The following is a 13,065-nucleotide window of genomic DNA, read 5'->3' on the forward strand; positions in this document are numbered from 1 at the left end:
AATTTACCCCGATCATCCAGGCTCCAATCCCCCTGCGGGTTGTTTGCCTTTAATCTTTGGGATATAGTATTAGTGCATAAAGGATTGAGTTCATCAAAGGGGGTGAATAATGGCTGTTGAGCGACTAAATGCTCCGGCGAACGTTTCTGCCAATGCGGACAAGCTTTTCAAAGGTACTTCATACGATATACGGGCCTATGTGGGTGAACCGGGCAGGTTCTTCGGCGATGATGCCGTGCTTACGCCGGAAGCGGTGCGTATTGCAGGCAGGCTCATGGGCGGAATGACCTTCAAGCTCAAGAACGGTTCAGAACTGACCCTGCGCGAAGGTGACACAGTTGTTATCGGATACGACAACGGACCCACATCCGAACCGCTGGCGAACGCCTTCGCCGAAGGTTTGAGTGAATCCGGCGTAAATGTCTATCTCATAGGAATATCCGGCTCCGGACAGGTCTATCAGAACCAGACACAGCTCGGCGCACAGGGGCATGTGCAGATAACACGCTCCCACGTTGAGGTAACAACAAACGGCGCAAAATTCGGCATAGGCTCCCAGGGGATCCATACCTACCTGTTGAAACAGATGAACGAAGCACTCAAAAACGACATAGAACTCCCCGTTCCCTCCCAAAAGGGGGAGATAACAGATCTTACGGACAAAGGGCTGGATGAATACGCCGATAAGATGACCTCCAGATACAGCGGATACTTCAAAAATAAAGACAACTCAAAGATCGCCGTAAACCTCTTCGGCGGAACGGGAAGCAAATACCCCGAGCTTTTCCGAAGCGTCTTCGGTGATGATGTAACCATCCTCGGTGAGGGGCTCGATGTGAACAGCGGCGGTCTCCTTGCCGACCCCACCCGCAAGGAGATGGTGGCAAAGGTCCCCGGCTTTCAGGATGCACTCGATGCCGGTAAGCGGATACATTCCTTCGACCTCGATGCGGACAGAGGCTCCGTAACCCAGGGGGCAGATGCCCTTGAAACCGGTAAAACAGGACACTACCTCGGCGATGCCCTTGCCTATATACTGGCAGAATACAAACTCCGCAGAGCTGTTCCCCTTTTGGTGAACAATCTTAAATGCGCAGGCGTTGCAGAGGAAAAGCTGAATGAGATTGAGAGAATTGCAAAAACGGTGTACATTGATGCCCGCTACACCAGCGGAGTTAAGCGTTTCGTTGAGGAGCTCGGAGGCTCTACTGTCTTCCATGCCAAGGGGCATTCCCTCTGGAAGGAGACAATAACGGCGAACATGGCAAAGATGGCCGAGCTTGCCGGATACGACAGCATAGGAGCCTTCGCCGAAGGAACGGGTTATCGTGACCTGCAGATCGAAGCATCGCTCCATCTCTTTGCTACGGATTCTGAGGACGGCTTCCCCAGAGATGATGCTGTGGAGAATATCTTTATCCTCGAGCAGATCTTCGCAGAGATGGGGCATGACGACCTCGCAAGGTTCTTCGAGGCGGTTCCCTCCCGTTTCACCACCAAGGAGATAAGAACGCCCTCCAACTCCAACGAGGCGAAGGAGGGAGTTACGGCGGATGTTGTGAACGTAATCCGTGAAACCTTCGGCGGGATGGACGGCGTTGATATGGTGGAGTTCGAAGGGCAGATACGCATAGACTGGCCGGCCGGCTTCCTTATGTACGGCATGAGCAACACCTCCCCGAAGCTTACCTTTATGGTGGAGGGCTCAACGGAGACACTTAGAAACTCTGCACTGCATTTTATGCTCGGGCTTCACAACCTCTACAAGGCGAAGCACGGCGACGATGCGCCCATGGACTTAAGTGAGAACGACTTTTTTATCAAAGAATCCGGCTATCAGACACCCGAACCGGACAAGGTGACGCTAAATGACGGCATGGCGGGGGATTTCCTCGCAGAGTTCGGGCTGGATGTTGAAGAGCTTCCCCTTTGATACGAGGAGAATAGATGCTTGCTAAAAGGATTATCCCCTGTCTGGATGTTAAGGACGGCAGGGTTGTTAAGGGTACTAATTTCGTTAACCTCCGTGATGCCGGCGATCCGGTGGAGGTTGCGAAGATATACGATGAACAGGGTGCGGACGAACTCACCTTTCTGGACATAACCGCAAGCTCGGACAATCGGGGAATCATCCTCGATGTTGTTGCCAAAACGGCGGAATGTGTCTTTATGCCCCTCACGGTCGGCGGTGGTGTGCGTGTGCAGGAGGATATACGAAACCTGCTTAACAGTGGTGCGGACAAGGTCTCCATCAACTCCGCCGCAGTAAAGAATCCAGACTTTGTTCGTGCATCGGCGGAGCGTTTCGGTTCACAATGCATCGTTGTGGCCATAGATGCCAAGCGCAAGGCGGACGGAAGCGGGTGGGAGGTATACACCCATGGCGGAAGGAACCCTGCGGGGCTTGACGCCGTTGAGTGGGCTGTGAAGATGGAGAACTACGGATGCGGAGAGATCCTGCTTACCAGCATGGATTGTGACGGTACGAAAGACGGTTTCGATATCGAGCTGACCAGAGCCGTCTCCGAGGCTGTTTCCATCCCCGTGATCGCCTCTGGCGGTGTGGGGAATCCGGAGCATATCTACGACGGGCTCACAGAAGGGAAGGCGGATGCGGCGCTCGCCGCAAGTATATTTCACTATAAGGAATACTCCATAGGCGAGGTTAAGGATTATCTGGCCGAAAGGGGTGTTGAGATAAGGAAGGTTTAATCGGATGAATACAGATGTTATCGGCAGACTTGTTGAGATAGTGCGTGAGAGAAAGAGCAATCCCAAGGATGATTCATATACATGCAAGCTCCTCGAAGCGGGGGAGAATAAGCTGGTTAAGAAGCTGGGAGAAGAGAATGCGGAGTTCATCCGCTCGCTTATCAAAGAGAGCGACGGAGCCGTTGCCGGCGAGGCGGCGGATATAATTTACCACATGATCGTTGCTCTGGAGTACAGAGGCGTTCCCTTTGAGGATGTTGTTGGTGTTCTGGAGGAGCGTTTCGGCAAGCCCGGCATCAGAAAATGAACTACGAAGGGATCCTGAACGAGGTCCTCCCAAAGCTGGAGGGGCTTAGCGTTCTTGATTACGTAGTGGGGCTGAACTATGTCTGCGTGAGGACGGAGGCAGGTTGCGGTCTGGGTTATGTTCTGCGTGATTTTGAGCCTGAGAGCTGTACCCTCCTGAGTGACGAGATAGAGGGTATGCCGGCGGCGGATGCGGCCCGCATTTATATGTCCGAAAACCTGCTTGATGCCGCCGTGGGCATGGCCGTTATAAACAGCACAGTGAGCGGCGGCAGGGATATTGACCCTCTAAAGGATACGGATTTCAGCGGGAAAACTGTGGGCATGGTGGGGCATCTGCGCCCCGTTCAGGCTATGATCGAAAGGCAGGGGGGCAGAGTGCATGTCTTCGAGTTAAAGGACAGAGAGGGGACGCTCAACCCCGAGGATGCGCCCGATTACATGCCAGACTGCGATACCTTTATAATCACAGGTGTTACGCTCATAAATAAGACTCTGCACACCTATGAACCCTACATGAACGATAATGCGCAGAAGATAATCATAGGTCCGTCAACCCCCGTTGTGCAGGTTCTTGCAGACAGAGGTTACCTGCTGGGTGGCACAAAGGTTGTGGACTGTGAAAGGGTTATGAAGCTTGTGAGCCGTGGACAGGGTACAAGGCGCTTCGGCGATTCTGTCGCAAAGGTCTGGCTCTAGTCCGCCTTGTTAAGTGACCAGTCGTAATCGGCATTTTTTACCTTATCAACCATGGAAAGCCCCTGCATATCAGGGTAGTATCTCCGGAAGAAGGCTAGGGTTCCGTTTGGAAAATCCTCATCGTACCAGTCGAATATCCTGCTTGCGTAGAGCCTGCTCCCTTCGATATAGTTTTTCTCACCGTTTCGCAGGAAACGTTTCGTCACCATGTCCAGCTGTACGTCGATAGTTTCCCCGCGGTAAGGCTCATCCAGAAGCTTAGGGCACCCCATGGAGGCGCAGTTCACTGCGAAATGAATGCGGTTGTCCTTGAAGGTCGGGCGTATAATCTCATGCTCAATCTCATCCAGCGTCATCGGTGCGCATCCCACACGGCAGAACTCGATATCCCAAGGCGACTTGAACAGCCCACCGATATCCTTGATGGATTTGACCGGATAGTGTTTCAGAATCAGCTTCATAGTGCATGCGTTGTATGCATTTATGTATAGGGCGAGCTGATCGTTTCGGGGGAGATCATCCGGAACGGTGGTTTTTACACTGTCGAGGTAATCATCGAGTAGCGACTCGTTTCGCTTGAGGCCGTCATAGTCCACCAGACCGTTTTTAACGTATCTGTCCAGCAGCTCGGTGTAGATCGTAAGGTTATCGGCATATGCCGTAACTGAGAGTAAAAATATCGTAATTGTAATAATATATCTCATCATCGCCCCCGTATAACTAATAACACCCTGATGTCAGGAATTAATCAAGCTAAATTAAATGCTTGACACTTTATTACCATGCGTGCTTTATTGTGCGTATGGAAATGAAAAACTATTTTAACTACTTTTTTAGCAGCTACTTTTTTTACTTCTTCTTTAGGGAGAGGCTGTCTGAGGTGTAGTTAAAATACCAAAAGTATATTAACAAAGGCCGCGGTCAGCTTCGATAAGCTCCGCGGCCTTTTTTTATGCCTGCGGACTGTATGAATCTGTACCCCGGTAACGGAGGAAAAGATGATCGTAGTAATGAGGATGGACGCAGGAAAGGATGCACTTGAAGAGGTTGTGGAAAAGGCTGAGGAGCTCGGTTTCTCCCCCCACGTAATCTTCGGCAAAGAACGTAACGTAATCGGCCTTGTGGGGGTTAACGGTAAGCGTGAAAACGTTGGTGTTATCGAAGAGATGCCGGGTGTTGACCGCATTGTCCCCATATCTAAGCCGTACAAACTTGCCAGTAAGGAGGTCAAACAGGAGACCTCCATTGTCGATGTTGCGGGTGTTAAGTTCGGCGGTGACGAGGTTGTCGCCATTGCAGGTCCCTGCGCCGTTGAGAGTGAGGAGCAGATAGTCCGCTCCGCCCAGCATGTTAAGGCAGCGGGTGCAAAGATGCTCCGTGGGGGCGCATTCAAGCCCAGAACCAGCCCGTATTCCTTCCAGGGCTTGCAGGAAGAGGGACTCAAACACCTTGCCACAGCCAGAGAAGAAACGGGTCTGCCCTTCTGCACCGAGGTTGTAAACCCCAGAAACGTGGACGTTGTTTATAAGTACACCGATATGTTTCAGGTGGGCGCCAGAAATATCCAGAACTTCGCCCTTCTCAGCCTCCTCGGTCAGACGGATAAACCCGTTCTGCTCAAGAGGGGAATGGCAACTACAATAGAAGAATTCCTTATGGCCGCTGAATACATCCTCTGCGAGGGGAACAAGAACGTTATCCTCTGCGAGAGGGGTATAAGAACCTTCGAAACCGCCACAAGGAACACCCTTGATATAAGCTGTGTGCCTGTGGTTAAGGAGAAGTCCCACCTCCCCATCATCATAGACCCCAGCCACTCCGGTGGACACAGGCCTTATGTGACAGCCCTTTCAAGGGCGGCGGTTGCCGTGGGTGCGGACGGAGTTATTGTTGAGGTGCACCCCGAGCCGGATAACGCTATGAGCGATGCCGCCCAGACCATAAGTCCCGAGCACTTCGTGAAGCTCATGGGCGAGCTCAAAGCGGTTGCCCTCTCCATAGGCCGCTACATGTAATAATCATTCCAGGGCCCCCGAAAGGGGGCTTTTTTATCCTATTAATCAACTTCCCCTTGATCTCTTCATAAAAAGCTATAATCTGTTTCTTCACTGAAAATGTACGCAGTCGAACTGCGTCCAGATATATTTACAATGGAGGATTGCATGTCCGTTAGAGTCAGATTCGCACCAAGCCCCACAGGGCATCTGCATGTCGGGAACGCAAGAACAGCGCTTTTTAACTATCTTTTTGCACGGAATCAGGGTGGAGCGTTCATCCTGCGTGTGGAGGATACCGACATTGAGCGTTCCAGCCTTGAGAGTGAGGAGCTTATCTACGAGGATATGCGCTGGCTCATGATGGACTGGGACGAAGGTCCCCGCAAAGGGGGGGATTACGGCCCATACCGCCAGACCGAGCGGCTTGAGCTCTATAACGAGTACGCACAGAAGCTTATCGATAAGGGGCAGGCATACCGCTGCTTCTGCTCGAAGGATGAGCTTGAGAAGGATCGCGAGAAGGCCCGCATCGAAGGCAGAGCCTATAAATATAACGGAAAATGCAGAAACCTCAGCGATGATGAGATAAATCAAAACCTCAATGATGGCAGAGAGTTCTCCGTCCGATTCCGTGTGGATGTGGATGAGGTTCCCGTGGCGGATGCCGTTAAGGGTGATATCGAATTCAGCACCGACCCCATCGGCGACTTTATCATTGTCCGCCCCGGAGGGGTTCCCGTTTACAACTTCGTTGTTGTTATTGACGATGCGCTCATGAAGATAAGCCACGTTATCAGGGGTGATGACCACCTGAGCAATACCCCCAAGCAGGCACTCATCTTCGATGCCCTCGGCTTTAAAAGACCCGTATTTGCCCATATACCGATGATCCTCGGCCCCGATAAATCGAAGCTGAGCAAGCGTCATGGCAACACAAGCGTGGAGCAGTTCCGCAAACAGGGTTACCTCCCCGAGGCCATATTCAACTTCCTTGCCCTGCTCAGCTGGTCCGATGAGGAGGAGCGTGAGATGCTCGATGCAGAGGAGCTGATAAAGGTCTTTACCCTGAACCGTGTCTCCACCTCGGCAGCGGTTTTCGATTTTGACAAGCTGCGCTGGATGAACGGGAACTATATCCGCTCCAAGAGTAGTGAGGAGCTGGCGGAGATAGTGAAGCCCTTCGTGCAGGATGTCCTCCCCGAAGGTTTTGCGGAGAAGAATCCCGAACGCTATGAGAGGATGGTCTACTCCATACACGACAAGTTCGATATCCTCAGCGAAGCCGCAGATCAGCTGAAGGTATATTTCGAATTTCAGGAACCGGACGAAGCGGCGAAGGAGATCCTCGAGCTTGAAACAACCCCGGCGGTTCTTGAGGCATTCAAAACAAAGTCGCTTGAGTTGGGTGAATACATACCTGTGGATATGTTCAAGCCGATCCCCAAGGCCATCCAGAAGGAGACCGGCGCTAAGGGCAAGGCACTATTCATGGCGATACGTGTGGGGCTCTCCGGTTCCAGCAAGGGGCCTGAGCTTGATAAACTTGCAACACTTCTCCCCGTGGAGGAGCTTGTTCGAAGAATAGATAAAACACTGGAAATGATAACTAAATGAAAACTATTGGAATCATCGGACGCCCCAATGTGGGCAAGTCCACCCTTTTTAACAGGCTCGCCGGAAGGCGCATAGCCATTGTAGACGACATGCCCGGAGTAACCAGAGACCGGATAGAATTCACCGTTGAGTGGATGGGCAGACACTTCCGCCTTGTGGACACAGCCGGTTTCGACCTGAAAGAGGAGATCGTCAAGAAGGAGATGCAGAGACAGTTCCGCAACTCCCTTGAAGAGGCGGACCTTCTCATACTGATGGTGGATGCCCGTGACGGCCTTCACCCCCTCGATGAGATCGTATGCGACATGCTACGCGAGGAGGGGAAAAACTTCTTCGTCGTGGCGAACAAGGTGGACAGCGACAGCCTTGAAAACGCCGCATATGAGTTCTTCTCCCTCGGTGTTGAACATGTATATAACATCAGCGCCACCCACGGCCGGAATATCGACCAGCTTCTCGATGTAATAATCGAGTACCTCCCCGAGGATGACGGCGTTGAACCGGACTACAAGGACCGCATCAAGATTCTCGTAACCGGAAGGCCGAACGTGGGTAAATCGAGCATGGTGAACTGCTGGCTCGGTGAGGAGCGTGTTATTGTAACAAACATACCCGGAACAACCCGGGATGCCATAGATACCGTGTTCGATTACGAAGGTGGGCGCTATGTCCTCATAGATACCGCCGGAATCCGACGCAAATCCGTAATGTTCAAGGATAAGATCGAGAAATACGGCTACTTCCGCTGGGAGGATGCCGTTGAGCGTTCGGACATTGCTGTATGCATAATGGATGCAGTTGAGGGTATAACCGAGCGTGATGTGAAGGTTATCGCCGATGCATGGGAGGCGGGCAGGCCCGTTGTTCTCGTGCTTAATAAGTGGGATGCGGTACAGAACAGGGATGAGGCTGCGAAGAAGATCCGTAGTGATCTCGACTTCAAGCTCCAGTTCCTCAGCGATTCCCCTGTGATATACGCTTCGGCCGTTTCCGGGAAGAACTCTTTTAAGATCTTCGAGGCTGTGCAGGGGCTCTATGCGGACTACACGAAGCGGATCAAGACGTCGGAGCTTAACGAACTCCTCCAGGAGGCGCAGGAGAGGCATCAGCCGCCGGTTATCAGGAACCGAAGGCTCAAGTTTTTCTATATGACACAGGTTGCCTCCGCACCCCCTCAGTTCGTTATATTTGTGAACTACCCCGAGGCGGTACACTTTTCCTACCAGAGGTTTATCATAAACCTCATAAAGGAGCGCTACGGCTTTAAGGGAATCCCCATAAGGCTTTACCTGAGAAAAAGAGGGGATAAGAAGGAAGATTAGGTTTTTTGCCCCTCTGCGGGCTTGAAATCTTTATTAATCTGTTATATAAACCGTGAATTTACTTTAAAACGGTGTTTAAGAGGGTGCTATGAGATACGATCTTGCTAAAAGCGGAAACGGGCTTACCTATGAAATCAGAAATATTGTCGGAGTTGCAAACAAGCTCATGGAAGCGGGCGTGGATGTTTACTTCGAGAATATCGGGGATCCCGTTGTTAAGGGTGAAGAGCTTCCTTTATGGATGCGTGAAGAGATAGCGAAGATCGTAATGGATAATGATGCCTATGCATACTCCCCCACAAAAGGTGTTGTGGAAACGAGGGAATTCCTCGCCGAACAGGTTAACAGCAGGGGTGGCGCACAGATCGATAAGGAGGATATAATATTCTTCAACGGTCTTGGTGACGCCATTGCAAGGTCCTACAGCTCCATACGGGTTGATGCTCGTATCATCATGCCCGAACCGACCTATTCCACACATCTGCTTGCTGAGGTTCTGCACGCCTCCTTCCCGCCGAACACCTACCAGATGAATCCTTACAACGGCTGGGCTCCCGATCTCAACGAGCTTGAGAGCAAGGTTAGAAGCTATAACTCCATCGTGGGTATTCTCGTAATCAATCCGGATAACCCCACAGGCTATGTCCACTCCGAGGAGAGCCTGCGTGAGATAGTTCGCATCGCAAAGGAGTATGACCTCATGCTCATTTTCGATGAGATATACAACAACATGACCTATAACGGAAAAGAGACCGCCCAGCTTTGCGATGTTATCGGCGATGTGCCGGGGATAAGCATGAAGGGGATAAGCAAGGAATACCCATGGCCCGGTGCTAGATGCGGCTGGATTGAGGTATACAATCAGGATAAGGACGAGACCTTTAAACGCTACATCGATGCAATATTGACCCAGAAGATGGCCGAGGTCTGTTCCACAACACTCCCCCAGATGTCAATACCCAGAATCATGGCGCATGAGGAGTATAAGCCTTACCTCAAAAGTAAGCTTAAGCATTATGAGAAGCTCAGTAACATCGCATATAACATCCTCAAGGATGTTCCCTACGTTGTGGTAAACCGTACCAACGGTGCTTTCTATATGTCCGTTGTCTTCAATGAGGCTGTACTGAACGGTCATCAGTCTCTGCATATCGAACAGCCCGAGGTTCGTGACTATGTGGAGGGGATCACCGAAGGGAGGATAGAGCCGGACAAGCGTTTCGTTTACTATCTCCTCGGCGCAACGGGTATCTGCACAGTTCCCCTTACCTCATTCTTCACAAACAAGCCCGGTTTCCGTATGACCCTCCTTGAAAAGGATGCGGACAGGTTTGAGCATATGGTTAAGGTGCTTGCGGATAAGATCGTTGAGTATGTGGAATCGAGTAGAAAATAGCGTTGAGGGTGATTGAGAACAGAAGAGTTAATCAAAATATAAATTATAAGGCTGTCCGAAAGGGCGGTCTTTTTTATTTGAAGTTATTGAACTCTATGGGGTTTTAGATGCGGGGATTTGGATGTCCCTTTACTCCTCGAACCTGATCTCGAATCCCGCTCCCTGCCCCTTAAGGATCTTAAGCCTGCCGTAGAGCTGTTCTGTGAGGTTCTGCACAAGCTGCAAGCCGAGGCTTTCACATTCATCGATATTGAAATCCCTAGGAAGCCCTTTTCCGTTATCCTTGATACGAAGAACAACGTCGTTATCCTCCCTGAAGATGCTTACATGAACTATCTTGTCCATCTCTTTTTCAGTGAAGGCATATTTGAGCGTGTTTGTGAGAAGCTCATTTACGATGAGACCGCAGGGTATCGCCTTGTCGATGCTGAGGAAGACTCTTTCCATCCTCCCCCTGAGCTGAACGCCAGTGGTGTGATACGTTTCTTTCAGGTAGTTGAACAGACTCGTAACGTACTCGGACATCTCCACATGCCCCAGATCGTCGGATTCATAGAGCATCTTGTGGATGAGCGCCATGGTCATTATACGGTCCTGACTTGCTCTGAGGTATACGGCATCCTCCTCATTTATGCTGAGGGACTGGAGACTGAGGAGGCTTGAAACGATCTGCAGGTTGTTTTTAACCCTGTGGTGTATCTCCTTGAGGAGTGTCTCCTTGTCCTTGAGTGACTTCTGGAGTTCTCTCCTGTTCGCTGTCTGTTCTGTGATATCCCGGAAACTGATAACGGCTCCGATTATTGTATCATCCCTTTTTATCGGTGTGCTGGAGCTGTCTACTGTTATACTTCTGCCGCTTTTCCTCCAGAAGATATCCTCTTGAGTACGGCATTGTTCCCCGGAAAGATATGCCTTCGATACACAGCATTCGTTTTCAGGGTAGGGAGTTCCATCGGACTTTGTATGATGAACAAGGGCGTGATGGTTTCTGCCTATCATTTCCTCCTGCTCGTATTCAAGCATAGTTGCTGCGGAGTTGTTTACGTATACGATGTGTCCGGTATCGTCAACCTTGATAACCCCGTCCACAACCGTGTTGAGGATTGTTTCAAGCTCGTTGTAAAGCCCTTGTATCTTTTTGGTATATCCCTCCTTCTCTTTCTCGGCCTCACGTATCTCGGTGATGTCTCTGGCGAGGCCCAGAACGGAGAGGATATGGCCGTCCTTATCCTTAACGACTTCTCCCTTTTCTAGGATATGCTTGATGTTGCCGTAGGGGGTTTTGATCCTGTACTCGAATTCGAAGGTGTCCAACTTTTCGAGGCTATTCATGAAATCCTCAACAATGTAGGCATCTTCAGGGATGATACGGTGGTAGAGATCATCCATTGTTTCGGTTGTTTCCTCTGTGTCCAGGGTGAGCAGATTAAGCATCTGGGGGGAACGCCAGACCTTGCCCTCATCGGGTTTATATTCCCAGTGACCGGTATTGCCGATCCTGTTTGCCTTTTCGAGTGTTGCCTGTGTGCTCAGCAGGCGCATCTTTTCAGCCTGCAGCCTTTTCTCGGCTGCCAGCCTGCTCATGAGCTCCTTCTTTGTGTTGTCGATAAGCTTGTTTATTGAAGATGCTAGTATATCAAGCTCGTCGTCGGCGGAGTGTTTGTTTAGGCTGAGCGGTCTTATACTGTTTACATCATCAATGCTCACCTGATCGGCATAGTTGGAAGCCTTAATGATGTGCCGTACTATGAACAGGTAGAACAGTATAGTAATCATACTGGCAACAAGGAGAACCTTGATCCCTGTGGAGAAAAGGATATAGGGGAGGTTCTCCTTTATAACCATGCCGATGGGTTCGAGTGTCGCCTGCAGGGTTATCTTTCCTAGCAGATATTGTTCGCTACCCCTTTCTCTTATGATCTCTCTGGTTATACTAATCTCCGGGGAGGGCATTCTCTCGCCTTCCTCGATCTTAATAACGCCGGAGTTGTCTTCTATATATATGAAGTTGATATTTTTATCGAATACGGCTGCCTTAGCCTGAGCCTCCAGAATCTCTCTATCAAAGACCCAAAGCCCTTCTGCTATGGAGTTTATCTGCGCTTCGAAGAAGTGGTTGACGTATCGGTTTAGCCTGCTGCGCTCACTTTCACGTTCACGATACAGTTCGACTGCGGTGAAAAGAGCTGTAATGAAGAGGAAAAATAAAAAAGTCCATATGAACAGGCGGTAAACCAATGTGCTTTTGTGTTTTTTCATCAAAACCTAGGGTAGTCTTCTTTTCTTTATAGCCTCAATTTCGCCCGAATCCTCCATTAATTCAAGTGTATTCTTGAGTTTAACAGCCAAGGGGGCGTGCTTCTTATTCAGATAAAGAAACATCTCCCTTGTATCAAGGGGCTCGCCGACCTGGGAGATTCCACCGAAGCTGTTCTCTTTAAGGTAAAGATTCCCCCTGTGTTCCTCATATAGGACAACCTCGGCTCGCCTTTTGTTAAGTATATTGAAGAGTGCCGCATGATCACGAACCTTTGTTACTGACTTTGCTTTAACGTGCGCATCGTAGATTTTCCAGCCGTTGATATAGGCCACATGGTAATCCTTAAGGCTGTTCCAGTCTTTGATATCGATATACTTGTTGCTGAAAGCGACAAAGTTGAAATGCGCCAGAGGGTGGTCAACGATTATCAGGTTATCATACTTTGAGCTCAGATCCTTTATCCTCGCATACTCACCATCGTCTATCCCGTTGTTGGCGTTCTCTAAGGAGCGTGCGGAGGGGAGTTTTTGGATCTTAATACTGTGTCCAAGCTTGCCGAAGGCGTTCTTGAGAAGAACATCGTAGTATCCCGTTCCCTCTTCGTTGGAGTATGGGGGGCTGTCCGCACTGTTAAGGACGTAGGTTTCAGCATGGGCGGCAAAAGTGCCGAATAACATGATCATAGCTGTGATCAGAATACGCATGGGATACTCCTTAATTAGTGGAAATATCACTCTATTTATGTAGTATACCCCAATA

The 13,065-nt window shown here is 50.2% G+C and carries 11 protein-coding genes; 8 read left to right on the plus strand and 3 right to left on the minus strand.

Features of this window, described 5'->3' with window-relative positions:
* Positions 1–109 precede the first annotated feature (109 nt).
* Genes K300_RS0110760 through K300_RS0110775 form a run of 4 tightly spaced genes read left to right on the plus strand, consistent with a single transcriptional unit; the run spans position 110 to position 3,717 of the window.
* A complete protein-coding gene (locus K300_RS0110760; protein ID WP_022851680.1) occupies positions 110–1,933 on the plus strand; it encodes a phosphohexomutase domain-containing protein in 1,824 nt (607 codons plus the stop codon).
* Between the two features lie 14 nt (positions 1,934–1,947).
* Positions 1,948–2,712, plus strand: coding sequence for an imidazole glycerol phosphate synthase subunit HisF (gene hisF / locus K300_RS0110765; RefSeq protein WP_022851681.1), 765 nt, complete (start codon positions 1,948–1,950; stop codon positions 2,710–2,712).
* Positions 2,713–2,716: 4 nt separating this feature from the next.
* Complete coding sequence (gene hisE / locus K300_RS0110770; RefSeq protein WP_022851682.1) at positions 2,717–3,019, plus strand: phosphoribosyl-ATP diphosphatase; 303 nt, start codon at positions 2,717–2,719, stop codon at positions 3,017–3,019.
* Positions 3,016–3,717 (plus strand): Rossmann-like domain-containing protein, encoded by a 702-nt coding sequence (locus K300_RS0110775; RefSeq protein WP_022851683.1) that lies wholly within the window; start codon positions 3,016–3,018, stop codon positions 3,715–3,717. The genes hisE and K300_RS0110775 overlap by 4 nt, the downstream gene beginning before the upstream one ends.
* On the opposite strand, the gene K300_RS0110780 is transcribed toward K300_RS0110775, so the two are convergent.
* Positions 3,714–4,421 carry a DUF547 domain-containing protein gene (locus K300_RS0110780; RefSeq protein ID WP_022851684.1) on the minus strand — a complete coding sequence of 236 codons (708 nt, stop codon included), beginning with the start codon at positions 4,419–4,421 and terminating at the stop codon, positions 3,714–3,716. The two genes, K300_RS0110775 and K300_RS0110780, sit on opposite strands and share 4 nt — an antisense overlap.
* A gap of 294 nt (positions 4,422–4,715) precedes the next feature.
* Between K300_RS0110780 and aroF the strand changes: the two genes are divergently transcribed.
* The 4 genes from aroF (at position 4,716) to K300_RS0110800 (ending at position 10,046) form a co-directional block, all read left to right on the plus strand.
* Positions 4,716–5,732: a 3-deoxy-7-phosphoheptulonate synthase gene (aroF, locus tag K300_RS0110785; protein ID WP_022851685.1), complete on the plus strand. Its 1,017-nt coding sequence runs from the start codon at positions 4,716–4,718 to the stop codon at positions 5,730–5,732.
* Positions 5,733–5,879: 147 nt separating this feature from the next.
* A complete protein-coding gene (gltX, locus tag K300_RS0110790) occupies positions 5,880–7,328 on the plus strand; it encodes a glutamate--tRNA ligase (RefSeq protein ID WP_022851686.1) in 1,449 nt (482 codons plus the stop codon).
* Positions 7,325–8,650, plus strand: coding sequence for a ribosome biogenesis GTPase Der (gene der, locus K300_RS0110795; RefSeq protein ID WP_022851687.1), 1,326 nt, complete (start codon positions 7,325–7,327; stop codon positions 8,648–8,650). The genes gltX and der overlap by 4 nt, the downstream gene beginning before the upstream one ends.
* An 88-nt stretch (positions 8,651–8,738) precedes the next feature.
* The gene (locus tag K300_RS0110800; RefSeq protein WP_022851688.1) at positions 8,739–10,046 is read left to right on the plus strand and encodes a pyridoxal phosphate-dependent aminotransferase; all 1,308 of its coding nucleotides are present in this window, start codon (positions 8,739–8,741) and stop codon (positions 10,044–10,046) included.
* 129 nt (positions 10,047–10,175) lie between these two features.
* On the opposite strand, the gene K300_RS0110805 is transcribed toward K300_RS0110800, so the two are convergent.
* Both K300_RS0110805 and K300_RS15435 read right to left on the minus strand, forming a co-directional pair.
* A complete protein-coding gene (locus K300_RS0110805; RefSeq protein WP_026836420.1) occupies positions 10,176–12,305 on the minus strand; it encodes a sensor histidine kinase in 2,130 nt (709 codons plus the stop codon).
* A gap of 6 nt (positions 12,306–12,311) precedes the next feature.
* Positions 12,312–13,010, minus strand: coding sequence for a substrate-binding periplasmic protein (locus tag K300_RS15435; RefSeq protein ID WP_022851689.1), 699 nt, complete (start codon positions 13,008–13,010; stop codon positions 12,312–12,314).
* Positions 13,011–13,065 lie beyond the last annotated feature (55 nt).

Source organism: Limisalsivibrio acetivorans (assembly GCF_000421105.1).
GTDB classification, from domain to species: domain Bacteria; phylum Chrysiogenota; class Deferribacteres; order Deferribacterales; family Geovibrionaceae; genus Limisalsivibrio; species Limisalsivibrio acetivorans.